The sequence below is a fragment of the Paenibacillus contaminans genome, from assembly GCF_003285015.1.
Lineage (GTDB): Bacteria > Bacillota > Bacilli > Paenibacillales > NBRC-103111 > Paenibacillus_V > Paenibacillus_V contaminans.
In genome coordinates this window covers 190,935-215,860 of record NZ_QMFB01000009.1, presented here as the reverse complement: position 1 = coordinate 215,860, position 24,926 = coordinate 190,935, and the positions used below count along the sequence as shown (strand labels likewise).

Below are 24,926 nucleotides of genomic sequence, written 5' to 3'. Positions count from 1 at the left end.
CTGATAACAGCCTATGCTCAAAAATATTTATAAGCTTAGGCGAATGCTGCTGTTTCTAAAATAATTATGACGAATCGTTCCGGTACGTTGTGGGCATGTTAACCGTATATGGCTTGGTTTTCGGCTGACCGCCCCGCTGTAACCCCGACAGTTTTGTGCGGAGGCTGCAAAACCGCAAGCCGATGAGGAGGGAAACGCGTGTCCAATAACAACCCCATGATGAACCCCATCTCCGGCGAACCGGTGGAAGCTGACGGCGTATACTCCAATGAGTGGGGGAGAACGATGATGCTTAAGGCAGGCGATATTTTTCCTGCCGACCCGCAGCTTGGAACGACGACTTGGGAGATGGTCGCCTTGCCGATCGAATCCGAGGAGTCGGGACGCAAAACCGTCGATGCCCAATTCCGGCCGGAAAGCGATATTAAACGGAATACGAACGAAGGCGTTCGTTTCCATGTCGACCAAGGCGACAAATAGGACAAACATTTCTTTTCAAGAAATGCCGTTACAACATCAACAAAGAGCTGCCCGGCGTACGTTTTTGACGTACACGGACAGCTCTTTTGCACCAGAGGGCTAAAAGCCCGGAAAGCGTTAACCTGACAGGGTAGGGGCTCGATCGGGTCCGGAACTTGATTAGGAGGCGGAGCGGGTTCGGCTGCTCCCTCCCCCGCTCCGCCGCCTTTATACCCGCTTACTCGTTGTCGTCGCACATAGGCTTCGTTTTCGGCGGCGTTTGCTCCTTCTTCACGAACTGGCCGAGCTGCGAAGGATGTCCTTCCGGCCCGCGGTTTTTCGGCTTGCTGTTTCTGCCCGACATGACGCATCACCTCCGCCAATAGTGTGCATCAAACGGCAGGGCTCCATACCGGACTATTACGGCTTAACGATCATTAGGATAAATAACAGCGTTCCCAGCGTGCTTGCAAGATACAGCAAGCCGTTTGCTTTCCTGTAAAGGCGTAATTGTTCGGCGGGCAGCTCCTTCGCATCCTTGTTGACGGGATCGTGAATCCAAGCGGCGAATCGGTTCGAAACCGGCATCAGCATGCCGATGACCACCGCCTGGATCGCGATATACAGAATAAGCGAGCCGAGCAGCCACAGCTGTGTAAACTTGCCGTAATCCTCCGTAAAGTACAAAATAAATCCGCTTATTACCGCGATCGTCCCTCCGATTTTCGGAAAAAAATCGAGCCGCTTGCTAAGCTTGGTGCTATGCCGAAGCTCCTCGATCGACTGCCCCTTCCTCATCAGGACATGCGCATAGAATGTCGGCCCCACTCCGATAATTGCGGATAAAACATGCACAAGAACAAGCCATTTCATCGGTATCCTCCTTAGTTATAATAGTTCGCTTCTCAAATTTATAAAGCCATTTTAATATCTGCATGCTTACAAACTTCTTACAACTATCCAAACGGCCAGCGCAAAAAAGGCCGATCCCAGCTTTACAGCTGGAACCGACCGGTTTCTTCTTAACTCCGATAACCATTCATCACCATTCAGAAGTTGCGCCGCGGGCGGAATTTACCTCGAAAAGGCTTATGCTTTCACTCCGCCTATAAGCAACTTTCACAAGCACCGACTTGATTCGTTTTGTGTCACCCGGCAATCGATAACACCTGAACATCCCGGTTTTGACTTAGGTCGATGTATTGGGAGCCGATCTTCACAAGCGGGCGTCCCGGGTCGTCGGCATGAATCAGAACGACTTTACCGCGTCTGCCGTCGGTCAAAATCACCTCGCTGCCGACAGCCATCTCCATCATTCGCCTTACAAAAACGGAGCAGATCGCAGGATCGAGCTTGCCGAACCGGTCTTGCTGCATCTGCATGATGACTTGGTAAAAAGGCGAAGCCTCCCTATACACTCTGCTCGAAGTCATCGCATGGAAAACGTCGGCGACGGCAATGATTTTGCTGAAATCATCCATCTCTTTGCCGGAGATGCCATACGGGTATCCTTTGCCGTCTTCCCGCTCATGATGCTGCAAAGCGGCCAGCGCGATCCGCGGCGATAAATCGCTCATATTGCGGATAATCTCATAGCCATAGATCGTATGTTTCTTCATTCTTGCAAATTCGGCATCCGTATACTTGCCCGGCTTGTTCAGAATGTCGTCCGCCACATTGATTTTTCCGATATCGTGCAGCAGCGCCGCAGTCGTCAACTGCTCCGTCTCGTAATGCGAAAGCTTGAGCCATTTGCCCAGCATATTGGACAGCACCGAAACGCCGATATTATGACGATACGTATAGTCGTCCTTCGCTTGCAAACCGGACAGCAAGTGATGCAAGTTTACATTGGAAGCCGCCAAATCGATGGACGGAAGCAGCTTTTCGTTGATTTCCTTAAGCGGAATTTTGTTTTCGTGAAGCACGGTTTCGAACAGATGCTTCACTTCTTCGGTCGCTCCCGCAATAAGCCGCTCGTTCTGTTCAAGCAGCCGTTCCGATGGGGTCATCGGAAGCATTTCCCCCGCAGGCGTCCAGTCTTCGGGCACCTCCACCGCCAGCTCTCCGGCTTGAATACCGTGCTTGGCCAGCAGCTCCAAATGATCCCGGGCAAGTATCGTCTGCTCCGGAATAACGATCAATCCGAACCGGTTGTATACATCCTTCGTCAGTCTGAATCCGGTCACATCGTTCAGGTTCATAACGCTACCTCCCTTTATTCGCCGCCTGCGGCCATTCGTGCCGCTCTCATCAGTGGTATGGTAAACGTAATCGCTGTTCCTTCCTGTATCCGGCTTTCGGCCCAGATGCGTCCGCCATGAAGCTCGACGATCTCCTTGCCGATAGCGAGCCTATTGTCCCCATTCCATGAGGAAGAAGAGTCAAAAAGCTGCGTCAGGTCGTCAGGTTCAAGCCCTTCCCCGCTCCCGGCAATGCGCACAGCCAGCTCGCGTTCCTCAAGCATAAAGCCGATTCGGACCGCCCCGCCTTCCGGTGTAAGGCTAACCGCTTTATATACGATGTGCGTAAACAACTGATCGATCCGGTTTACGTCCACCTCTATCTCGCAGCTATCGCTGCCCGCAAGCGGGACGATCAGCTCGTATCGGCGCTTCGTCGCGGCCACCTCCATTTCGTAGCGGCTGTCGACATGCGCGATAAGCTGACCTACCGACATTTTTCGATATTGAAAACGGGTATTGCTTGCCTCCAGTCGGGAAACCTCGAACAAATCCTCCATATGATGCTGCATGCCGGCCATTCGGGAGTGAATGAGCCTTAAGTACTTTTGCCGCTGCGCGGGGCTGACTGCTTCGTCATCCATAATCGCTTCGAGATAACCCTTAATTAGCTTAAGAGGCGTACCGAAATCATTCGACACTTTGGCCAGCATACTCCTCCGCGAGCGTTCCGACCGTTCCAATTCCGCGTTCGCCTTCTCCAGCTCCAGATTAGCCACAACGAGTCCGGTCGTCCGCTCGGTCATTTTTGCCTCCAGCATGCTGTTCCGCGCCTTCAGATCCCGGGTCTGCTTCTCGGCCGAAGCCATTACCTTGGCAGCCCCCGCTCCCAACATGTAAGTCTGGGTAATGATAAGCGCGATAAGTCCTGCGGTAAACCAAACGCCATGATCGGCTTTCTCGCCAAGCAATGCGATGTCGTGAATCGATCCTCCGACAAAAACCCCCCAGCCGCACAGAAGCAAGCTTGCTCCCTTGCGCCTGCGGCGAATCGCCGCGGCGAGCATCGCCAGGGTGTAGCCCCCGAAGCATATCGCCAATCCGAGTATCATGGGAACCGGATCGGCAAAAATACGCTCAGGCGCCAGCAGCGTTAACAAGGATAAGACAGCGCCGTATAATTGAATGAACCATATGGCAGGCCGCCATCTCTCGTTAGGAAACAACGAATGGACATACATGGATAGCAGCGGCAGCCCCAAGCTAAAGGACAAATACTCCCCTTTTCCGGAAATCCCCCCGAGCGGCCATTGGAAGCCTAGGCCGGTTGTCGGGGTATGAGCCGTCATCGCGATGCCGAACAGCACGAAATAAATAGCCGACGGCTCTACGGACCGGCGAATAAAGGAATATCCGAGATGGGAGACGCCGATGACTAACATACAACCGATCACAAGCGTTTCCAAGCCTACCCCTCCGCGAATAAAAATCTTTTTCAAGGGCATATCTTCTGCCAGTGTGGTAGTATAAAATTATTCCAGCGAGGGAGAATCCAGTTGTCATGCCGCCAAGTAAAATCATGATTGTCGATGATGAAGCCAGTATCGTAGAGCTTGTCAGTTTATATATGAAAAGAGAAGGCTTTGAGGTCGTGAGCACGAATGACGGACGAAACGTCATGCCGTTCATTCATAAGGAGAAACCGGATCTGATTATTCTAGACGTTCTGCTGCCGGGTTTAGGCGGCCTCGACGTATGCCGGGCGATCAGGAAAACGGCCGATATTCCGATTATTTTCATCAGCTGCAAACGGGACGATTCGGATATCATCGAAGGCCTGGCTATCGGAGGCGACGATTACGTCACGAAGCCGTTCAGCCCCAATCAGCTTGTCGCCCGCGTCAAAGCTCAGCTGCGGCGCAGCCGATTCCAGCTTAAATACGCGGATGAAGCGCATACATTAGTATTTCCGGGTCTGGAGATCGGTTTATCCGACCATACGGTGCGTGTAGACGGGGCGCTCGTTCCCCTTTCGGTCAAAGAATTCGAGCTGCTGTCCCTTCTTGCCAAAACGCCCAACCGGGTATATAAAATCGATCACCTGTATGAAACGATTTGGGGGCTCGACGGTTTGGGTGATACCCGAACGCTGCTCGTCCATATAAGCAACCTTCGCAAAAAGATCGAAGCCAATCCCGCCGAACCGCGGTTTATTGTTACGGTCAGGGGCTTGGGCTATAAATTTAACGGCAGTTTGTCGGATTAGCTCGGAATTTTGAAATCATCGCGCACTTCAATTCCAATTATACCAAACTAAGTTAAAGTTTTCTTAAAGATTGACGAATTTTATCGAATTTCTAAGATGATTTTAATCTTCCTATACTTACAAATTTCTTACAACTCGCAAAAACCGGACTCCCCTCCGTCCCGGAAGACGAAAGGCAGCCCGGCTCTTTGAACCGCCCGCAAAAGAGCTTGTGTGGAAGTTAATTTTTAAAAGACAAATTGATATTGTACGTATCTTTCAAATGTTTGGATATGACGTCGCGGATCGTCGAGCTTTTGGCTTTGATCCACGTGCTGTGAAAATGATCGATCGCTTCGATTCGAAGCGTTTCGTACTTGCTTTTCTGTTTGCTGTACGTTTTCATATAATTGTTCGTCACGATATATAACGTCGCCAGAGCGGCGAGCAGGAGCAGATTGGCCGCATTGCCCGAAAACATGCCGACGAGCTTCAGCATATCGTTCTTGGACGGCACAAGCAGAAAGCGGTAAAAATAATAGACGGAAAAAGCGACGACGATCAGCGTGACCGCAGAAAACATATTTTTCATCATCGTGACATGATTCAGCTTTTTCTTGCGCTCCACCAGCTCCTTGAGTATCGTTTTGGTGTCCTCCGAAATGTCGACATGCTCCCAGTCCATCGCGCTCTCCTCCTCTACTAATGAGCTTATGCGCTTGTACACGAACAAATGCCCGCTGCTTAGTTGAAAGAATAACACCCGCATTAATTAAAAGAATACGGTTTAGGTAGAATTTTGCAGAAAACGGCTACACCCGATACAACTTGCGGTAAGCGGACGGGCTCGTTCCTTTCTTCCCATGAAAAACGCGGCTTAAATAAAAGCCGTTCTCGTAGCCGCATTTTTGGGCGATCGCGTCAAGCGGTAGGCCGGTTTCCGCCAGCAGCCTGCAAGCGCGCGCCAGCCTCAGCTCCGTCACGAATGCCGTCGGCGTCATGCGGTAAGCGGCCCGGAAACGGCGCGTCAGCTGCACGGGACTAATGCCCAGCAGATCCGACAGCTCGCGGTAAACAAGGGGCGCATACGCATGGGCGAGCAGCCATTGCCGCGCGGTTTGCATCGCGGAATCGGCTTCCGCAGCGGCGCTGCCGCGGCCGTCCGCAGAGCTTCGTTCCATGTCGACCAGCTGCCAAATATCGTGAAAAAGATGCTTCATTCTGCCGAAAGCAGGCTCCTGTCTGCCGGCAAAGCCCACTTCCCGCATATACCGGTAATTCGAGGAAAGTCTGTCGACGTCCGACACCGAATGTTTCCCCGACAGCTCTCGCTCGTATTCGTCCGTCATTTCCGAATTCCACTCGAAATGAATGAAATGAAACGTAAGCGGGGTAATCGTACGCCGAATGAACGGCACGCCTGGCCGGCACACGACCAGATCGCCGAAACCCGCCTCCCCTTTGCGCTCTCCGATCTCATAAGAGAACCGGCCGTCCTCCACCGCAAACATCGTCCAGCTTTCGTACACATCCCTCTCGAGCGCAAACGCCGATTTCTGGTGCCAATAGGCGTATGCGACCGGAGTCGCCGCCCAATCGTAACGCAGCATTCCGAAGCCACCCTTTCCATCCCCTTGCTTATGAAATAAAGTATATGTTATTTCGCAATACGATGCATGTCATTTGAATATACGATTTCCTATTATGAAATCAAGGATATACCAAATTCAGAATAGGGAGAGGCATAAACATGAGACAGGAAACGGTTCGGTCCGAAATAACCGTCATCGGCGGCGGTCTGGCAGGCGTCTGCGCGGCGATTGCCGCCGCACGGCTGGGGCAAAGCGTATCGCTCGTACAGAACAGACCGGTTCTCGGCGGAAATTCCAGCAGTGAGGTTCGGGTATGGGTATGCGGAGCTGCAGGCCACGGGATAAACCGGTATGCAAGGGAAACCGGCATCATGGGCGAGCTGTTCGTCGAAAATCAGTACCGCAACATCGACGGCAATCCGTATATTTGGGACATGGTCGTTCTGGAAGCGGTTCGCGCGGAACCGAACATCACGCTGTATCTGAACACCGACGTGCACGAGGTCGAAGCGGAAGGCGGCGAGCACGACCGGACGATCCGCTCGGTCACCGGGTGGATGATGGGCTCCGAACGCCGCATTACGTTTGAAAGCAGCGTTTACCTCGACTGCACCGGGGACGGACTGGTAGGCTTTCTGGCCGGCGCCAAATACCGGATCGGCCGCGAAGCCCGGGAAGAATTCGGAGAAGATTGGGCGCCGCTCGTCCCCGACGACATCACACTCGGCAGCACGCTGCTTTTCTACACGAAGGATGCCGGCCGTCCCGTCAAATTCGTGCCGCCGAGCTTTGCCAAGGATATTACGAAGACGTCGATTCCGGAACGGCGCGTCATCCGCAGCGGGGATAACGGCTGCGCGTACTGGTGGATCGAATGGGGCGGCGAGATGGATACGGTGCACGACAACGAACGCATTCGCGACGAGCTATGGTCGGTTATTTACGGCATATGGGACTATATCAAAAACTCAGGCAAATTCGAAGCCGACAACATGACGCTTGAATGGGTCGGTTCGATTCCGGGCAAACGCGAATACCGGCGCTTCGTCGGGGATTATGTCCTGAACCAGAACGATGTGCTGGCACAGCGCCCGTTCGAGGATCGGGTCGCTTACGGCGGCTGGTCGATTGACCTGCATCCGCCGCAAGGCGTTTACTCGACCGAGCACGGCTCGAAGCATCTGCATACGGACGGCATCTACCATATTCCGTTTCGGTCTCTCTACTCCGCCAACGTAGACAATATGCTGATGGCCGGCCGCGACATCAGCGCGACGCATGTCGCCTTCGGCACGACGCGGGTTATGGCGACATGCGCCGTCATCGGCGAAGCGGCCGGCACCGGCGCCGCTCTCTGCGCGCAAAAAGGCATCACGCCGCGTGAGCTATACGCGAGCCACCTGGCCGAGCTGCAGCAAACGCTGCTCCGGCAGGACGCATCGGTAATCGGTTTGCGTAACGCCGACCGCTCGGACCTTGCCCTGTTGGCATCGGTTTCCGCTTCCAGCACATTGACGCGGCTTGCCGTAGAGCAGCCGGTATGTACCGCCTCGCTCCAAACCGATATCGCGCTGCTTCTGCCGGTCGACAGGACGTTGGCGGGACTGGAGCTGCTGGTCGACGCCTCGGCCGACACGGAGCTGATCGCGGAGGTATGGGATACGGGCCGGGCGGAAAATTACGTGCCGCATGCAAAGCAATCCTCGGTTTCCGCCGGCGTTCGGCAGGGCGACAAGCAATGGGTGAAGCTCGACATCGCCTGGACGGCGGATACGGCGCAAAACGCCTTCGTCATCATCAAGGCGAACGATGCGCTTTCCATCCACGCGGCTGATCGCGGGCAGAGCGGAGTGCTCGGCTTCCGCAGAAGCAACCGGCCGATCATCGTGCACCGCGACGAGCCTGACCGGCCGCAGCCGGCTCAGCCGACCGTTGAATGGAGCATGCGCGAGTTCGAACGCAAGCTTCCCTGCTTCCGGCTGCTGTCCCCGACAAGCGCGCTTGCGCCGTCCAAAGCGACGGACGGCTACGTCCGCCCTTATGGCGGACCGCATATGTGGTCGTCGGAGCCGATGCAAGCGGGCCGATCCGAGTGGCTGGAGCTGAGCTGGGAGAAGACGGTGACCGTAGGTTCCGTGCATCTCACCTTCAACGATGACGTGAACGAGGACCTCATCAACCTGCATCATCATACGACGCCTTTCGAAGCTATCCCTGAGCTGGTCCGCGACTACCGGCTGGAGGCGTATGCGAACGGCGAATGGTCGGTTATCGCCGAACGGAAAAACAATCATAAGCGCAAGCAAGTCCATCATCTGGACGCTCCCCTTGCAGCCGACCGGCTTCGCGTCGTCGTAGAAGCGACCAACGGCAGCCCGTGCGCCGAAATTATCGAGGTGCGGGTATATTAGGATAAAATTTTAGCAATTGTTTACACTACGATGGAACGCATATCAAGGAGGTAAACAAATGGCTAAAATCGCTCTGGAAGACAACTTGAATCACATGTCGTCGTATTTGCAAAGCAACGGACACGAGATCGTGTCCATGAACAATCTCGCCGACTGCGATTGCTGCGTCATTTCGGGACAGGATAATAATGTGATGGGAATCAGCGATACCGCTACGAAGGCTTCCGTCATCAACGCACAAGGCATGAGCGATTCGGAAATCCTGCAGCAGATCAACGAAACGGTCGGCAAAATACAATAACCCGATACTAAGGGGCTTGATGGTTAACGAACTTAACCGTCAAGCCCCTAGTTGTTCCCATAGACGTTGTTTTAACGCCCCCTCTCCTATTGGCCAAACCGATTGCTTGCGCTTTTGGCAGATGCGCTGAAGATCGCTGGAATAGCTGGCGAACCATGTCGTTCATTGTCCGCAAACAGCGATGATGCTATACTGTAAGCACTTACAAATCATGGTCAAAGAGGGGTTTACTCTCGTGAAAAGCCGCTATTTCTATCAACTGCTCCTTATCATTTTGCTGATATCGATCCCTCCGTTATTGCTATGGAATATTTACGCGACCAATTCCTTTGTTGCACAATCCACTACGCTGATTAATGAGAAGAACGAGCATGAATTGAATCGAACGGGATATCTTATGAACCGTACGATTAACCAAATTAAGGAAATCGCCATGTCGGGGCTGAATGTCGATATTGTCGGCGATCCGGGCGATCTTTCCATTGTGGATCGATTAAATACGATGGATAAGCTGTCCAAGCTTGTTGCAAGCAATGAATATTTGCAATCGGTTTATTTGTACAATGCCTTAGACGGGTCCATGCTGGCTTCGGATTACGGCATCGTGTTCCAGCTCGACCGTTCGGGATACCGCTGGATCAAGCAGCACATTCAGAACATGGCGATCAACAAGGATTTGCAGATGACGAACACCCGTTTGAATCAAACCAACAATACTTATACCGTTTCGTTGGTACTGAACATTAACACCATCAAGCAAAAGCATCAGTATTTGATTTACAACATCGATATTGAAAAGCTGTACAATGATTTTTTCAGCCGCTTGAATGTCGATTCCGAAATTTACCATTACTATATTGTAAACCGGCAAGGCGAAGTGATTTTCCCGCTGCCGCCCGAAGCAAGCGAAAGCTATGCATCGGACCAGCCCATTCAGTATGTGAAGCCGAATCCGGAACGTTATGTTTCCGCAACAAGATATCAGCTGCCGGGATTGCAGTGGACTTTAGTAGGCGAGGTCGATACGCAAGCGTTATACCAAGGTGTCGATGCTTTCAAGAAACGGATGTATGTTTTAACGATCGTCATTGTCGTCGCTCTGGCGGGACTTGTATTCATAGGCTCAAGACAGTTATACAAACCGATCCGGTATTTGACGAAGCGATTCAAACAAGGCTGGCAGCAAGAGCCGGCGGATGTCAGGCAGGCGGATGAATTCGGGTTCCTCCACTCTACCTTCGATCATATGGTCGATTCGTACACGGAATTGAATCAGCGGCTTGCGAACAGTCAAAGCCTGCTGAACCGAACGCAGCTCTACTACTTAATGAAAACCCGGAATCAAACGGCGGATTATAAAAGCATTGCAAAAGCTTTTCAATTGGAAGGCTCTTTTGTCGTTTTCGTCTTTAAAATGAATGGCGCCGATGCGGAATGGTCGTATGATATGCTGCGCGAGGATTTGGAAAAGCGCTTTGCCGTCTCGGAACGCTGCGAAATGTTCAGCGACGAACAAGAGTGCTTTGCCATTATCCAACTGCGGGAAACGGAATTGAACGGGCTTTTGGTCCGCATATTGCTGCTGATGGATGATGAAATGCTGCAGCGAATCTCCATCAGTGCCGGAAACGTTTATCAAGACCTTGCGCAGCTGCACGAGTCGTACACGGAAGCCAAATATGCCTATCAAGTCGGACGGATGTATGACACGGAAGAACATATTTATTGTTTCAATAAATTGCCGATGGATTATCATAAGCCGGTAATGGAAGAGCTCTCGATGGATGCTCTGGAGCATGCCGTCCGTCAGCAGCAGGCGGATGACTATGCAGCGATGCTGAATCGCTTATTCCGGGACGATACGGGAATTATGGAGTACAATACGAACTTTTATATGGTGCTGTCGATGCTGCGCAAGATGCATGACCGGGAAGAGGTCAGCTTCCTTCATGAAGTGAACGAGCTGATCGCTAACAACAGCATCATGAACAATGTCACGTTAAAAAGCTTCTTTATGGATCAATTCAAGCTGTTTGCCCAAGATTCCAAATCTGCAGCCTCCGAGAAAGATCAATATATGAAACGGATCGAGCGTTATGTGGAAGCGAATTATCCGGGCAGCTTCTCGCTGGACGACGTATCCGATGAAGTCGGCATCTCGAAGCAGTACATTTGCCAGCTGATTAAACAGCAGTACAACATCACCTTTATCGATTACTTGAATCAATACCGCATCGATCAAGCCAAACGTTTTTTGGAAAGCGGTCCTATGAAAATATCGGAGGTATACGCGAAGGTCGGCTTTAATAGCTACAGTTATTTTTCCAAAGTTTTCAAGCAATACACGGGCCTTGTTCCGAGCGAATATCGCGAATTATCCATGAGCAGGGAACGGACAACGAGCTGACTGCCATCTGCAATACAGCCGAAAAAGCGCGCCGCATCAACGTTTTTTAATATCGTGTTGATCATTTTAACATTGTGTTGTTGAAAGAAGGAGCCGCATAAGGCATTGTAAAAGGCAGGTCCCAACCGTCATCCGTTTCATCTGCAGAAGGTCCAGGATAATGCAAAGGGCGTTGAAACGAATATGAAAAGAAAAGTATCCAGCATCGTGTTTTTTCCGGTACTGCTTATGGCGCTGTCCGGTTGTCAATTCGGTAAAGAAATCAAAGGCGGGCTGCCTGCAGCGACCGGTCCGGTCATAAGCCCGTCGCAATACGGCGAGTCTACCGTTGTAGCCATGGCCGTGGCGCATGAGTTTATTTCCGACAAAGAATATGCCGGACAAGTGCACGACCGCATTATGCAGGAGACGGGCATCGATCTCCAGATGGTTTATGCGTCGCGGGCACAAGCAGCGAATCGGGCAAAGCAAGTCATGTCCAAAGGCGAGCAATTGGATATTCTTTATCAGATGACGATGGACGAGGCGGTAGAGTGGTATCGCAGCGGAGATATTCTCGGCTTGAACGACTTGATTGAGAAGTACGGCCCGAATCTGAAGAAAAATCTGGATCCTCGCCTGTGGGATGAAGTGACGGTGAACGGACAGATTATCGGCATCCCGGGAGACGCTCCGGTATCCTCTCCGCGTATTTTGCAAATTCGCAAGGATTGGCTGGACAACCTCGGAATGAAGGTGCCCGAAACGATCGGACAATTCGAAGCCGTGCTGGATGCCTTCATCAACAAAGATCCGGACGGCAACGGCGTTCGGGATACCGTAGGCTTAATGGCCGGCAAGTCGGAAATTACGGATTTCGAAGCGGTCTTCGCTCCCTATTTCATGCCGCAGGCCATGGAATGGTGGGTAAACGAGGACGGAACCTTGCTTCCTCCCGAGCTGCATCCGAGCTATAAGCGGCTGCTCTCCGCCTTACAGCGCTGGTACGACAAGGGGTATATTTATCCGTACGAGCTCATCTCCAAGCTGGACCAGAAAAAAGACAGGCTGGCTAAAAATCAGGTGGGGGCAACGGCAGGATGGTTCTCCGATATGATCTTGGGCGCAGGAGAATTATTGCACATCGCCAAGCCTGGCGCGGCTTATTTGCCCGTTATGCTGAAAGGAGAAGGAATCAACCGCGTTCCGCAAGGCAGGCCGCTGGCTGCGGTGACGCCGATCTCCTCGCGGACGAAGGATGCCGCCGCCGCAATCAGGCTGTTGGATTATCATGCGACCGAGCAAGGACATGAAGTAATGAGCTACGGAATCGAAGGAGCAACCTTCGAGAAGCTGCAGGACGGCAGCTATGCATTTTTGGGCAAAGAGAAGGACGAGCTGAAGAACGCCCCCTATTACGGCGATTATTCCTTATTCGATATTCACTATAAGCGGGAGCAGCGCTGGCCGTTCACCTCTTGGGTACATCGAACGTACACCGATATCGTGAATATCGTCGAGTCCTGGCCCTCCTTCGAGCCGGTTGACGCGAAGGTCCGTTATGACGCCTTGCAGTGGAAGGCTTTGGACCGGCTGCCGGCGATGAAACGGTATTTTTGGGAGCAAAAGGTACGTATTTTTGTAGGCGAGCTTCCGGTCGAGGAATGGGACCAGGTCATTGAAAATTGGCTTGCCCTCGGCGGAGAGCAATGGATTGCCGACAAGAACAAAGCGTTCAAGCAGTACGTTCGCAGCACCGAATGAAAACGTTTACAAAAAGGGAGGCACTTCCATGAAACGTTGGATGATGACCATGCTGTCCGTTGTTATGGCGGCTGCATTGCTCATATCTTGTACTTCTACGCCCGGCACCGGCCAAAGCCCTTCGCCGGATGCTTCCGCCAAGCCGGGCAACAGCCCGAGCACGGGGAAAGCGTCGGACGGCATTCTCCGTATCGGAGGCGGGCCGCAAGAGAAATTCCAGTCCTCATGGAGCGACTACGGCGGATTTGTACGCACCAACCTCTTCCGCAGACTATTGATGCTTGATAAGGATATGCAGCCGGTTTACAAGGATTTGGCATCGGATTACACCATATCCGACGATCAGCTGACGTATACCTTCACCATCCGCGACGGCGTCAAATGGCACGACGGCGAGCCCTTCACGGCTGAAGACGTGCGGTGGAGCATTCAGGCCGCGTTAAAATCTGTATCCATCAACTCCGTATTTGCAGGCGCATTCAGTAAAATCGCCGGAGCGAAGGAATTCAAAGCGGGCACATCGAATGAGGTGCCTGGGCTTTCGGTACAAGGAAACGTCCTTACCGTTAAGCTGACCGAGCCTGTGGGGGCGTTCCTGCTGACGATGGCTCAATGGCCGCCATACCCGAAGCATTTGCTCGAGAAAGAGGATCCGTTGACCTTGCATCTGGCCGCTTTCTGGGAAAAGCCGATCGGCAACGGACCCTACAAGGTGACGGAAGTCGTTCCGAACAATTATGCGATTATGGAGGTCAACCCCGATTTCTACGGCGACAAGCCGCAAATCGAGAAAATCATGCTTCAAACGTTAAGCGAGGACCAAACCGTGACGAAAGCGCAAGCGCAAGAGCTTGACTACTTCTCCGTTATGGATTTGGCCCAAATGAACGAAATCAAGAAAACAGGCCATTACGATATTCACGAAGTGGATATTTTGTACATCCGTTATTTGATGGCGAACATGCAAGGCTCTGCCGAAAGCGGCAAGAAAAATGAGAAAATCGCCGATCTTCGTTTGAGACAAGCCTTGCTGTACGCCATTGACCGCAAAACCATGGCGGAGCAATTGTATCCCGGACAGGCAACGCCCATTCAAACCAAAGTTCCGAACGCCTTGCCGGAATTCAACAAGAACACGCAGCCTTACAACTACGATCCGGAGAAAGCGAAACAGCTGCTCAAGGAATCCGGCTACGATGTGAGCGTCCCCCTTCGTCTGGCTTACTTTTATTCCGATCAAGCCACGATCGATTTGATCGATACGATCAAATATTACTGGGAGCAGCTCGGCTTGAAGGTAGAGACGACCATGCTGCAAGGCAACTTGGTTGAGCTTATTTACACCAAACGCGATTACGACTTTATTTATGCCGGGCTGTCCGCAATGGCGATGGAAGAGGTTTACGGCATTTTCCACTCCGACAATGTGGCGGCTACGGGCGTAATGGGCAACAACAAGGATGCATGGGATTCGGCGGTGGACGCTTTGCGCCGCGAGTCCGATCCTGCCAAACGTCAAACGGCGCTAAACAAGCTGCAAGAAATGGAAGCGGAATACTTGTGGCAGATGCCTTTGTTCGCCATGAAGCAATACACGGTCGTGAACAAAAACCGTCTGGAAACGGCGGGTATCTACGGCAACGAATGGACGAACTACGATCGTAAAATCGCAAATTGGAAAATGAAGTGATGAAACCCGATACGGCAAGGCGCGGGTATACCCAGCCTTGCCGTACTTATATCGACGAGAGCATGCTCGCAATGGATCGGCGGGATATTCGTGCTGGAGTTCGAAGCGTGTCCGAGGAGATGAGCGATTGATGATGAAGTACTTTACGTTCCGGTTTTTATCCATTATCCCGATGCTCCTGCTTGTAACGGTTATTATTTTTGCAGGCTTGCAGCTTACGCCGGGAGATCCGCTTTCTTATATGATCCCGCCTGAGCTGCTTAGCTCATCCCAATTTGACATCGAAGGCTACAAGAAAGCGATGGGTCTGGATGCTCCGGTTTATGTGCAATTTTATAAATGGTTCGGCGATTTGGCGACGGGCGAGCTGGGCTACAGCTTGGTGGATGGAACGAGCATTGCCAAAATGATCGGGAACCGTCTTCCTGCAACGTTCGAGCTGGCCGTCGCGGCATTGATTATTTCTTCGGTGCTCGGCATTGTGCTTGGCCTATTGTCCTCCATTCGGCAAAACTCCATGTTGGACTATGGAAATACGACCTTCGGAATATTGGGCATATCGATACCGGAATTTTTCGTCGGGATCATAGCGATCCAAATTTTCGCCATAAAGCTAGGCTGGCTGCCGGTCAGCGGCCGGATCGGATACGGCGACGTCACGTTTTTCGACCGGATCGAATACATGATCATGCCGGCGCTTGTGCTTGGCATCGCTTTGACGGCGGCGCTTATGCGTTATACGAGAGGCACGATGCTGGATGTGCTGAATAAGGATTATGTGAAAACCGCAAGAAGCAAAGGAATACCGGAGTACAAAGTCATTATCAAGCACGCCTTTCGCAATGCGCTTATGCCTGTCGTTCTGCTGCTTGTCTTCCGGCTGCCGATGCTCATTGGCGGCACCGTAATCATTGAAAGCGTATTCGGCTGGCCCGGCATGGGAGGGATGATTCTTAACGCGGTGTCGGCGAAGGATTATCCTGTCGTCATGATCAGCACGATGCTGGTTGCTTTCATGGTTTTGTTCGCCAGCTTTCTGGTTGATTTAATTACGGCTATGCTGGATCCGCGCGTACGCTTTGAAAGCTGATGAAGGAGGAAGGACATTGGAACAGGCTGTGCAATTGAAAAAACAAAAATCCAGTCTGGCGCTTCGAAGCTGGAACAAGCTGCGCCGGAACAAACTGGCCATGGCGGGCTTCTCCATTATTGCGATTATGTCATTGGCCGCCATTCTGGCACCCTTGTTAACGAGCTACAGCCCGAATCAAATCGATCTGGCGAATCGCGCCAAGCCCCCATCGTGGGAGCATTGGATGGGAACGGACAAAATCGGCCGGGATGTCTTCGCCCGTCTGCTGTACGGAGCCAGAATTTCAATCTTGATCGGACTCAGCGGCGCATTGGGCGGAGCGGTGATCGGCAGTATCCTCGGCTGCTTCAGCGGTTATTTCGGCGGCTGGTTCGATAAAATCATGCTGCGCGTGTCCGAGATTTTCATGACATTCCCGCAAATCGTTTTAATTTTGATCCTGGTTGTGTTTTTAGGACAAGGCTTATTTAATTTAATCTTTATTTTTGCGATTACGGGATGGACCGGAACTTACCGGCTAGTGCGGGGACGATTTTTTTCCCTTAGAGAAGAAAGCTATGTCGAAGCCTGCAGGGCATTCGGAATCGGAGAGATATCGATTATGTTCCGTCATATTTTGCCTAATACATTAAGCCCCGTCATCGTATCGGTCACATTGGCTACAGCCGGCTTTATTCTGGCCGAATCGGGACTCAGCTTCCTTGGTTTGGGCGTGCCTTCCGGCATCCCCACTTGGGGCAACATCATTAACGCCGCAAAATCCGTTGATGTCATACAAAATAATCCTTGGCTGTGGCTCCCCCCGGGTCTTGCGATCTCTCTGTTTGTTCTCGGGGTTAATTTTTTCGGAGACGGTCTGCGTGACGTACTGGATCCGAACCAATAAGGAATACGGCGAGGGGGATACGATTTGTGCGTTCGCAGCATGATTTGCTATTAAAAGTTGAAAACCTTGAAACATCCTTCGACCTTGGCAGCCGGGTCGTTAAGGCCGTTAACGGCGTTTCCTTCACCGTAAAAAAAGGAAAAACCCTTGGTGTAGTCGGAGAAAGCGGCTGCGGCAAAAGCGTAACCGCTCATACGATTCTGCAACTGCTGCCGCGTCTCGGCAAAATTAATGCGGGACATATTACGTATTACGGCAAAGAAGAAGCCGTCGTCTTGAACCGGTTGGAACGAAACGGCCGCAAAATGCGCAGTATCAGAGGCAAAGAGATCGGCATGATTTTCCAAGATCCGATGGCTTCCTTGAATCCCGTGTATACGATCGGCAATCAAATATGCGAAGCCTTGTTGCAGCACGATGCGATGAGCAAGAAAGAAGCGGCCGATCGCGCCGTTGAAATGTTGTCGCTATTAGGCATTCCAAGCGCACGCGCCAGATTGAAGGATTATCCCCATCAATTCAGCGGAGGCATGAAGCAACGCGTCATGATCGCCATGGCAATGGTTTGCAATCCTAAGCTGCTGATTGCAGATGAGCCGACGACCGCGCTCGATGTCACCATACAGGCGCAAATTTTGGAGCTGATGAAGGACGTACAGAAGAAATACGATACCTCGGTCATCTTAATCACCCATAACATGGGCATTGTGTCCGATATGGCGGATGAGGTGGCGGTCATGTATATGGGGAAAATCGTCGAGTTCGGAACGGTAGAACAGGTGCTTAGCCGTCCGCAGCATCCCTATACCCGCGCCCTGCTCCGTTCCGTTCCCGTACTCGGCATCAGAAGAAATATGCGGCTGGAAACGATTCGCGGCAGCACGCCCGATCCGTCCGAGATGCCGGAAGGCTGCGCCTTTGCTCCACGCTGCGATTTTGCAACCGACCGCTGCCGCTCGGCTCCCCCTCAAACGGACGAGGGTCAAGGCCATCTCGTTCGCTGCTGGAACTTGGAGGAGGTGCGTAAAGGATGACGACGTCTACACAATCAAATCATAGCGATCAACGGAAGCAATCGGATCCTGCGACGTCCGGGCAAGATGACATCATACTCGATATCCGCCATTTGAAGAAGTACTATCCGGTCTACAAGGGCTTCCTGAAAAAAGTGGTCGGCCATGTCAAAGCGGTCGATGACGTCAGCTTGTTCGTCCGCAAAGGAGAGACGCTCGGTCTCGTCGGCGAGAGCGGATGCGGCAAAACGACGCTCGGCAAGACGATTGTGCGGCTCCATCAGCCTACTGCAGGAGAGTTGCGTTATCGTTTTGAGGACGGCGGGATGCGAGACATTCTGAAGCTGAATCGCGAGGAAAGCTTCCAAATTCGCAAGAAGATTCAAATTGTGTTTCAGGATCCCTACTCGTCGCTGAATCCGGTCAAAACGATCTACGAATCTTTCGATGAACCGCTTCGCAAACACAATATGGGAAATAGAGCCGAGCGTAAAGCGATTATTTCCCGCTTGCTGGAATCCGTCAATCTGCGGCCCGAATATATGTACCGCTATCCGAACGAATTCTCGGGAGGACAGCGTCAACGAATTTGCATCGCCAGAGCGTTATGTATCAATCCGGATGTCATTGTTTGCGACGAACCCGTCTCTGCGCTGGATGTATCCATTCAAGCGCAGGTTCTAAACCTGATGAAGGATCTGCAGCAGGAATTGAAATTGACGTATATTTTCATAGCGCATGACTTAAGCGTCGTGGAGTACATGAGCGACCGCATTGCGGTCATGTATCTCGGGCAAGTCGTAGAGCTTGCGGAATCGGGCGCGTTGTACCAAACGCCGCAGCATCCTTATACCGAAGCTTTGCTGTCCGCCGTGCCGACGCCCGATCTGAACAAGAAGAAGGATCGCATCGTACTGAAGGGGGACGTGCCGAGTCCGGTGAATCCGCCCGGCGGCTGCCGCTTCCATACGCGCTGTCACTTATGCCAAGACAGATGCCGCACCGAGATACCCGCCTTGCGTAAAGTCAAAGGCACGGACGATCATTTTGTAGCCTGCCATTTGGCAGAGACGGAAGATGCGATATAGCTGCGGGAGATAGGGCTAAATCGAATTACAGAGCATATCCTTGTTTTGACCGCACACGCAAGCGTGTTTTTTCGGACTACAGCAACGATTAGCCGAATGCAGCACTAACGATCAGCGCGATAATTCTAAAGATGATTCCGGAGGAATAAACATGGCTAACAAAAGACCGGCACCGCTTACGATTGGACAACGGGTGGAAATGTTCGTAGACGACTTCCTGATCGGAGCGATGCATAACGCTTCGTTGAAAATGAATCCCCCGCAAAAGCGGGAAACGGCGCTGAAAATCGATCGGCCGTGGGAAGGCTTGGCAAGCGGCATTTATTCCTGCGTATTCAAAGCGAACGATAAGTATCGGATGTATTACCGCGCTACGTTTCCTAATACGTTAACGGATAAATCGGAAGGACAGGCCTGCTGTTATGCCGAAAGCACGGACGGGATCCACTGGGAACGCCCTCATATCGGTTTGCATGAATTCGAAGGCTCCACGGATAACAATATCGTCGTAGTCGGCTCTATCGCCCACAACTTCAGTCCGTTTCTGGATACGAATCCGAATTGTCCGCCGGACGAAAAATACAAAGCGGTTGCCGGTTACGCTCCTGAAGGTTTGTTCGCCTTCAAATCGCCGGACGGCATTCATTTCACGCCTTATCAGGAGGAGCCCATTATCAAAAAAGGAGCGTTCGATTCCCATAATCTCGTATTTTGGGATGCTGAAGCACAGCACTACAAATGTTACTCCCGTTACTTCGCCTCGCCGGCAGAACCGAATATTCAGGCGCCGGAGGATTCTGCGATCTTCATGGGGGTTCGCGCGATTCAACTCAGCATATCGGAAGATTTCATAAACTGGTCTTCGCCGCAGCCGAACCAGTACAAGCATAACGCGCCGTTGGAGCACTTCTATACGAACGCCACCATTCCATGCCCGGGCGCGGAGCATATTTATATGTCTTTCCCGATGCGCTTCATGCCTGAGCGGCAAAAAGTAGAAGGCTACTTCAAAGTGGGCGTCTCGGATAATGTCATGATGTCCAGCCGCGACGGCGAGCTTTGGGATCGCACGTTTATGGAAGCTTGGATGCGTCCCGGACTGGACCGGCGCAATTGGACGCAGCGTTCGTTAATGCCGGCATGGGGGATTCTCGAAACCGAAGGAGACGAGTTCTCTATGTATATTAACGAGCACTACCAATGGGACGATTCCTTCGTCACGCGGGTGACGGTTCCGAGATTCCGCTTTGCATCGGTTAATGCAGATTACAAAGGCGGCGTTATGACGACCAAACGTTTCGTAGCGGAAGGCAATCGCTTGATTCTCAATTACAGCACTTCGGCGCCGGGCTCCATCCGCGTCGGTTTGATCGATCAGGATGGCTGGCCGATTCCGCATTTCAGTACGGAAGATTGCGATGTGATTTATGGGGATGAGTTAGAGCGTGAAGTGAGCTGGAGAGGCAGTTCGGATTTGTCTCCGTTCCGCGGCAAGACGATTCGCCTGAAATTCGAATTAAAGGACGCAGACTTGTACGCGCTGCAATTTGCGGACTAAACGAAGGAGACGATCGGAATGTCAGATGTTATCGCCATTGGGAATCGGTTGGAACTGTTCATCGATCATTTTTTGTTGGAGAAGATGGATCGGGCTTCTTTAAAACCCAATGTGCCGGCACCCAAGGAAATCGCGCTTACCATGAATCAGCCTTGGGAAGGGACCGGCAGCGCGGCTTATCCGACTGTTTTCCAGGACGGCGATACCTATCGTTTATACTACCGCTCCAATTCAGCCGTAACCGAAGCATATGGCAAAGCTCAAGCGCAATGCACCTGTTATGCCGAAAGCAAAGACGGAATCGATTGGCACCGCCCCGTCCTGGGTTTAATGGACTTCCATGGCTCCAGCAGCAACAATATTATTTTGCAAGGCGGCATGGCGCATACGTTCGCTCCGTTTCTTGATCTGAAGCCCGGAATTCCGCCCCAAGAAAGGTTCAAGGCATTAGCCGGCAATTGGCCGGAAGGCCTGGTCGCTTTCAAATCGGGGGATGGCGTGAACTGGACGAGGATGCGGGAAGCTCCCGTTATTACCGACGGCGCATTCGACTCCCAGAATATCGCTTTCTGGGATCGCGAATCCGCTCAGTACCGCTGCTATTCCCGATATTTCGAGCGCTGCTTCGACGTAACGGAATTTTGGCACGGCATTCGCGCCATTCAAAGCTGTACGTCAACGAATTTTATGCAATGGAGCAAACAGACCCCTAATCAATACGATGACGAGGTCCCGTTGGAGCATTTTTATACGAATGCTGCAATACCTTGCCCCGGAGCGGAGCATATATATTTGTCCTTCCCTATGCGTTTTATGCCTGATCGCTGCAAAGTGGACGGCTTTCCGAAATCGGGGATATCGGATAGCGTGCTGATGTCCAGCCGGGATGGCGTTCATTGGAGCCGTCCCTTCATGTCTTCATGGATCCATGCGGGGCGCGACGAGCGGAATTGGACGGCGCGAAGCTTGACGGTCGCTCACGGCATCGTGTCTACATCGCCTGACGAGTTTTCGATTTATGTTGCAGAGCATTACGAATGGGAGGATGCCCGTTTGCGCCGTTATGCACTGCCGCGGCATCGTTTCGGCTCCATTCATGCGGATTATGCGGGTGGATATGCAGTAACGAAGCCTTTCACGATGGACGGTGAGCGGTTGGTGCTTAATTACAGCACATCGGGTGCCGGCTCCATTCGGCTGCAGCTGGAGGATGAGACCGGGCAGCCGCTCGACGGGTTTGCTTTTGCGGATTTTGGAGTCTTGTTCGGGGACGAGCTGGATTACGAAGTGGAATGGAAAAGCGGCCTTTCTGTCGCACCGTTATCTGGCATTCCTATCCGATTGCGCATAGAACTCCACGATGCGGATCTGTATGCATTCCAGTTCGTTCCGGCGGAAAAACAAATATGCGAGGTGCAGAGCGATGAGAAAAGAGGAGCAAATCAAGTTCAGTTTTTTTGACAATCGTACGTACGAATACTTCAAGGGCTTTCAAAGGAAAAGCGGGAAAGCCGTCAAATCGGAAGCGAATCCGGTCATCAAGCCCGAGCTGCCCCATGAATTCAAGCGTGTGCATTATTACGGCTCCGCCGTTTACGATTCCAAGGATCAGCTGTATAAAACCTGGTACTCGACCCACTATTACGGGCCTACATTAAATGAGAGCGATTCAAAGGCTTACTCTTACTTGTGTTATGCCGCATCGCAAGACGGCATTCGTTTCCATAAGCCCGAGCTTGACGTCGTGTCGGGCACGAACATTGTGATGGACAACGATCAGCGCGTACACGGGCCGACCGTCATTATTGACGATCTCGACCCGGATCCTCAGCACCGCTTCAAATGTGCGATGGGACCTTACACGAGGGGCTGTGCGGTTCATCTCTATTCTTCACCTGACGGCATCCATTGGAAGCCGATGTTCGACGGTCCCGTACTCGATGTGCACAGCGATTGTCATATCGGCTTCTACCGCGATCCGAAGACCTTGCATTACCGGTTAAGCTTCCGGGTAGCGATTCCGGACCGCCGCGTATGGGTTTCGGAAAGCTTGGATTTGAAAAACTGGACGCGGCCAGTGATGAGCATTGAGCCAGACCAATATGATCCTTGCGAAACGCAATTTTACGGCATGCAAATCACACCATACGGCGCTTATGCTCTTGGCATGATCAATACGTATAATACGTTCGATTACACCGTGTTCCCGCAATTTCATAAAATGGCGGGAACAATGGACATTGAGCTGGCGTACAGCCGGGACGGGTTCTGTTGGCATCGTTCGATGCAAGGCCAGAAGCTGGTTGAGCTCGGGGAGGAAGGCAGCTGGGATTCCGGCTGTGTCCTTCCGTCGAGTACGCTGATCTACCGCCCTGAGGAAATCGTTATTTTTTATGCGGCGAATTCCTTCGATCATTCCGGTCCCATCACCATTCCCTATGAAGAGATCGACGAAGAGCGGATCGGCTTTGCAACGCTGCGGCCGGACGGCTTTGTGTATATGGATTCGGGAGAAGAAGCTTGCGAACTGATGACGCGTCCTTTCGCAGTGGAGCGCGGCGGGTTGTTCGTCAACGCGGATGCAAGCGCGGAAGGCGGTCTCCTGCTTGCGGAGCTAACCGATACGGAAGGCAATGCCTTGCCTGGTTTTAGCTTTGAGGCGTGCGTCCCGTTTACCGGCAGCAGTTTGAAGGCCGAGATGACTTGGCGGGGAAATCCGGACTGGACGCTTGCAGAACGGACAGTGATTCGCGTGAAGCTTCGCTCCGTGAATACGAAGCTGTATTCCTTCTTCTTCCCGAACGGAACCGTAGATGCGCCGTATTGGTCCTTCCGCGAGATTTCTTGTCTCAACCCGCTGAAGTATGATATCGAGCCGCGTGAAGATAGGTAAGCACGACTTAACCGGCGATTCGAAATATGTCATGAATGGCAATAAATGCTGCATAGCTATGAATCAAACCGCTTTCGATGAACCGGTCATGAGCTAACTTTAAGGAGGTAAAAGACGCATGTGGCGTACAGTGGAAGGTATAGGAATCGAACGCACGCCGGAAGACTCTCCTTTTAGGCGCGTTAACGATATTGTCACGGGAATCGACGAGAAGGACGACCGGTTCATGGGGGCGGTTGCCCCTCCGATCTATGAGAATTCGATCTATCGTTTGCCTGACTTCGCTACGGCCAAGTCCTTCAACAAAGGCGAAGTCGAGCGCTACATGTATGGAAAAAATGCGAATCCGACCACGGATGCATTGGCTCATAAGCTTGCTCTGCTCGAGGGCGGGGAAGCGGCGTTATGCTACAGCTCCGGAACCGCAGCGATCTTCACTGCCTTAATGGCCGGCCTTCAGCATGGCGGACATATCATAGTCGTTAAGAACGTATATGGACGAACCTCCGGTTTTCTGAAGCTGTTCCACCCTCTCGGTGTCACGGCGACGTTTGTAGACGGCACGGAGCTGCAAGCTATCGAAGATACGATTCAGCCCGACACCAAAGTTATTTATTTGGAGAGCCCAACCTCCTGGCAATTCGAGCTGCAGCCGATTCAAGACGTAGCCGAGCTCGCCCGCAAGCATAACATTACAACTATGATCGACAACACATGGGCAACGCCCGTTTTTCAAAATCCGATCGGGCTTGGTATCGATCTCGTCATCCATTCCGCATCCAAATATTTAGGTGGGCATAGCGATCTGGTTGCGGGTGCTATCATCGGTTCCAGAGAGCGGATCGCGCAGCTGCCGCAGCTTGGAGCGGTGTTATCCCCTCATGAAAGCGCGAAGCTGATGAAAGGCTTGCGAACGCTGCCGATTCGTATGGAGCGTCATGAGAAAAGCTCAATGAAAATAGCGGATTATTTGAACCGCAATGGAATCATTCATGAGGTGCGTTACCCGGGACTCCCCGCCTTCGGTCAACATGAACTCGCCCGCCGGCAAATGCACGGCTGCAGCGGATTATTATCGTTTAAGCTGGATACGGATCTGGCGGGTGTAGAGCGTTTCATCAATGGCTTGCGTCATGTTTCCATAGGCGGGAGCTGGGGCGGCTTCGACAGCATTATTTATACGACTGCGATGTCCGCTAATGTTGAGGAGATGCTGTTGGAGGGCTTCATTCCTACGCAATGCCGGCTTTCGGTCGGATTGGAGCACGTGGACACATTACTGGAGGATTTGGATCAAGCATTGCGAAAAGTTTGATTACAAGGCGGCTTGAACGAAGCATGCAGCAGCGGCGAGTCGTTTTCGC

General features: G+C 52.1%; 21 protein-coding genes. 15 read left to right on the top strand and 6 right to left on the bottom strand.

All coding sequences use genetic code 11. The features are described 5' to 3' along the window. The first annotated feature begins 198 nt into the window (after positions 1–198). On the top strand, positions 199–480 hold the full coding sequence (locus DQG23_RS17165; protein WP_238177918.1) for a hypothetical protein: 282 nt from the start codon (positions 199–201) through the stop codon (positions 478–480). Between the two features lie 217 nt (positions 481–697). Here DQG23_RS17165 and DQG23_RS43440 read toward each other — a convergent pair whose 3' ends face one another. The 4 genes from DQG23_RS43440 to DQG23_RS17150 all read right to left on the bottom strand — a co-directional run bounded on the left by DQG23_RS43440 (position 698) and on the right by DQG23_RS17150 (position 4,141). After that, positions 698–823: a hypothetical protein gene (locus DQG23_RS43440; RefSeq protein ID WP_272949051.1), complete on the bottom strand. Its 126-nt coding sequence runs from the start codon at positions 821–823 to the stop codon at positions 698–700. 56 nt (positions 824–879) lie between these two features. After that, entirely contained in the window at positions 880–1,332 is a 453-nt protein-coding gene (locus tag DQG23_RS17160; protein WP_113032090.1) for a DUF2269 family protein, read from the bottom strand. A gap of 275 nt (positions 1,333–1,607) precedes the next feature. After that, positions 1,608–2,663: an HD-GYP domain-containing protein gene (locus tag DQG23_RS17155; protein ID WP_113032089.1), complete on the bottom strand. Its 1,056-nt coding sequence runs from the start codon at positions 2,661–2,663 to the stop codon at positions 1,608–1,610. 14 nt (positions 2,664–2,677) lie between these two features. Then, positions 2,678–4,141, bottom strand: a complete 1,464-nt coding sequence (locus DQG23_RS17150; protein WP_158560567.1) for a sensor histidine kinase — start codon at positions 4,139–4,141, stop codon at positions 2,678–2,680. A gap of 62 nt (positions 4,142–4,203) precedes the next feature. Here DQG23_RS17150 and DQG23_RS17145 point away from each other — a divergent pair, with 62 nt between their 5' ends. Further along, positions 4,204–4,908, top strand: coding sequence for a response regulator transcription factor (locus DQG23_RS17145; protein WP_113032087.1), 705 nt, complete (start codon positions 4,204–4,206; stop codon positions 4,906–4,908). Between the two features lie 220 nt (positions 4,909–5,128). Here the strand turns inward: DQG23_RS17145 and DQG23_RS17140 are convergent, their stop codons facing one another. After that, positions 5,129–5,572 (bottom strand): DUF2663 family protein, encoded by a 444-nt coding sequence (locus DQG23_RS17140; protein WP_158560566.1) that lies wholly within the window; start codon positions 5,570–5,572, stop codon positions 5,129–5,131. 127 nt (positions 5,573–5,699) lie between these two features. Further along, entirely contained in the window at positions 5,700–6,497 is a 798-nt protein-coding gene (locus tag DQG23_RS17135) for a helix-turn-helix domain-containing protein (RefSeq protein WP_113032085.1), read from the bottom strand. A gap of 140 nt (positions 6,498–6,637) precedes the next feature. Between DQG23_RS17135 and DQG23_RS17130 the strand changes: the two genes are divergently transcribed. From DQG23_RS17130 to DQG23_RS17070, 13 genes are all read left to right on the top strand, one after another. Next, positions 6,638–8,890: an FAD-dependent oxidoreductase gene (locus DQG23_RS17130; RefSeq protein WP_113032084.1), complete on the top strand. Its 2,253-nt coding sequence runs from the start codon at positions 6,638–6,640 to the stop codon at positions 8,888–8,890. A gap of 58 nt (positions 8,891–8,948) precedes the next feature. Then, positions 8,949–9,191, top strand: a complete 243-nt coding sequence (locus DQG23_RS17125; RefSeq protein WP_113032083.1) for a YkuS family protein — start codon at positions 8,949–8,951, stop codon at positions 9,189–9,191. Between the two features lie 235 nt (positions 9,192–9,426). Next, positions 9,427–11,598 (top strand): helix-turn-helix domain-containing protein, encoded by a 2,172-nt coding sequence (locus DQG23_RS17120; RefSeq protein WP_158560565.1) that lies wholly within the window; start codon positions 9,427–9,429, stop codon positions 11,596–11,598. A gap of 183 nt (positions 11,599–11,781) precedes the next feature. Then, positions 11,782–13,341: a type 2 periplasmic-binding domain-containing protein gene (locus DQG23_RS17115; protein ID WP_113032081.1), complete on the top strand. Its 1,560-nt coding sequence runs from the start codon at positions 11,782–11,784 to the stop codon at positions 13,339–13,341. Positions 13,342–13,369: 28 nt separating this feature from the next. Then, positions 13,370–15,031 carry an ABC transporter substrate-binding protein gene (locus tag DQG23_RS17110; protein ID WP_113032080.1) on the top strand — a complete coding sequence of 554 codons (1,662 nt, stop codon included), beginning with the start codon at positions 13,370–13,372 and terminating at the stop codon, positions 15,029–15,031. Between the two features lie 130 nt (positions 15,032–15,161). Then, on the top strand, positions 15,162–16,121 hold the full coding sequence (locus tag DQG23_RS17105) for an ABC transporter permease (RefSeq protein ID WP_113032079.1): 960 nt from the start codon (positions 15,162–15,164) through the stop codon (positions 16,119–16,121). A 16-nt stretch (positions 16,122–16,137) separates the two neighbouring features. Then, positions 16,138–17,010, top strand: coding sequence for an oligopeptide ABC transporter permease (gene opp4C, locus DQG23_RS17100; RefSeq protein ID WP_238177917.1), 873 nt, complete (start codon positions 16,138–16,140; stop codon positions 17,008–17,010). 26 nt (positions 17,011–17,036) lie between these two features. After that, positions 17,037–18,044 (top strand): ABC transporter ATP-binding protein, encoded by a 1,008-nt coding sequence (locus tag DQG23_RS17095; protein ID WP_113032078.1) that lies wholly within the window; start codon positions 17,037–17,039, stop codon positions 18,042–18,044. Further along, positions 18,041–19,111 carry an ABC transporter ATP-binding protein gene (locus tag DQG23_RS17090; RefSeq protein WP_113032077.1) on the top strand — a complete coding sequence of 357 codons (1,071 nt, stop codon included), beginning with the start codon at positions 18,041–18,043 and terminating at the stop codon, positions 19,109–19,111. The genes DQG23_RS17095 and DQG23_RS17090 overlap by 4 nt, the downstream gene beginning before the upstream one ends. Before the next feature lie 151 nt (positions 19,112–19,262). Further along, complete coding sequence (locus DQG23_RS17085) at positions 19,263–20,669, top strand: hypothetical protein (protein WP_113032076.1); 1,407 nt, start codon at positions 19,263–19,265, stop codon at positions 20,667–20,669. Positions 20,670–20,687: 18 nt separating this feature from the next. Next, a complete protein-coding gene (locus tag DQG23_RS17080; RefSeq protein WP_113032075.1) occupies positions 20,688–22,130 on the top strand; it encodes a hypothetical protein in 1,443 nt (480 codons plus the stop codon). After that, the gene (locus tag DQG23_RS17075; protein ID WP_113032074.1) at positions 22,093–23,562 is read left to right on the top strand and encodes a hypothetical protein; all 1,470 of its coding nucleotides are present in this window, start codon (positions 22,093–22,095) and stop codon (positions 23,560–23,562) included. The genes DQG23_RS17080 and DQG23_RS17075 overlap by 38 nt, the downstream gene beginning before the upstream one ends. A gap of 118 nt (positions 23,563–23,680) precedes the next feature. After that, the gene (locus DQG23_RS17070; protein ID WP_113032073.1) at positions 23,681–24,877 is read left to right on the top strand and encodes a trans-sulfuration enzyme family protein; all 1,197 of its coding nucleotides are present in this window, start codon (positions 23,681–23,683) and stop codon (positions 24,875–24,877) included. The last annotated feature ends 49 nt before the right edge of the window (positions 24,878–24,926 follow it).

Excerpts from the sequence above, each read along its gene's own strand:
- DQG23_RS43440 (WP_272949051.1), bottom strand. The coding sequence starts at position 823 with ATGTCGGGCAGAAACAGCAAGCCGAAAAACCGCGGGCCGGAAGGACAT.
- DQG23_RS17160 (WP_113032090.1), bottom strand. The coding sequence starts at position 1,332 with ATGAAATGGCTTGTTCTTGTGCATGTTTTATCCGCAATTATCGGAGTG.
- DQG23_RS17155 (WP_113032089.1), bottom strand. The coding sequence starts at position 2,663 with ATGAACCTGAACGATGTGACCGGATTCAGACTGACGAAGGATGTATAC.
- DQG23_RS17145 (WP_113032087.1), top strand. The coding sequence starts at position 4,204 with ATGCCGCCAAGTAAAATCATGATTGTCGATGATGAAGCCAGTATCGTA.
- DQG23_RS17140 (WP_158560566.1), bottom strand. The coding sequence starts at position 5,572 with ATGGACTGGGAGCATGTCGACATTTCGGAGGACACCAAAACGATACTC.
- DQG23_RS17135 (WP_113032085.1), bottom strand. The coding sequence starts at position 6,497 with ATGCTGCGTTACGATTGGGCGGCGACTCCGGTCGCATACGCCTATTGG.
- DQG23_RS17130 (WP_113032084.1), top strand. The coding sequence starts at position 6,638 with ATGAGACAGGAAACGGTTCGGTCCGAAATAACCGTCATCGGCGGCGGT.
- DQG23_RS17125 (WP_113032083.1), top strand. The coding sequence starts at position 8,949 with ATGGCTAAAATCGCTCTGGAAGACAACTTGAATCACATGTCGTCGTAT.
- DQG23_RS17115 (WP_113032081.1), top strand. The coding sequence starts at position 11,782 with ATGAAAAGAAAAGTATCCAGCATCGTGTTTTTTCCGGTACTGCTTATG.
- DQG23_RS17110 (WP_113032080.1), top strand. The coding sequence starts at position 13,370 with ATGAAACGTTGGATGATGACCATGCTGTCCGTTGTTATGGCGGCTGCA.
- DQG23_RS17105 (WP_113032079.1), top strand. The coding sequence starts at position 15,162 with ATGATGAAGTACTTTACGTTCCGGTTTTTATCCATTATCCCGATGCTC.
- DQG23_RS17090 (WP_113032077.1), top strand. The coding sequence starts at position 18,041 with ATGACGACGTCTACACAATCAAATCATAGCGATCAACGGAAGCAATCG.
- DQG23_RS17085 (WP_113032076.1), top strand. The coding sequence starts at position 19,263 with ATGGCTAACAAAAGACCGGCACCGCTTACGATTGGACAACGGGTGGAA.
- DQG23_RS17080 (WP_113032075.1), top strand. The coding sequence starts at position 20,688 with ATGTCAGATGTTATCGCCATTGGGAATCGGTTGGAACTGTTCATCGAT.
- DQG23_RS17075 (WP_113032074.1), top strand. The coding sequence starts at position 22,093 with ATGAGAAAAGAGGAGCAAATCAAGTTCAGTTTTTTTGACAATCGTACG.
- DQG23_RS17070 (WP_113032073.1), top strand. The coding sequence starts at position 23,681 with ATGTGGCGTACAGTGGAAGGTATAGGAATCGAACGCACGCCGGAAGAC.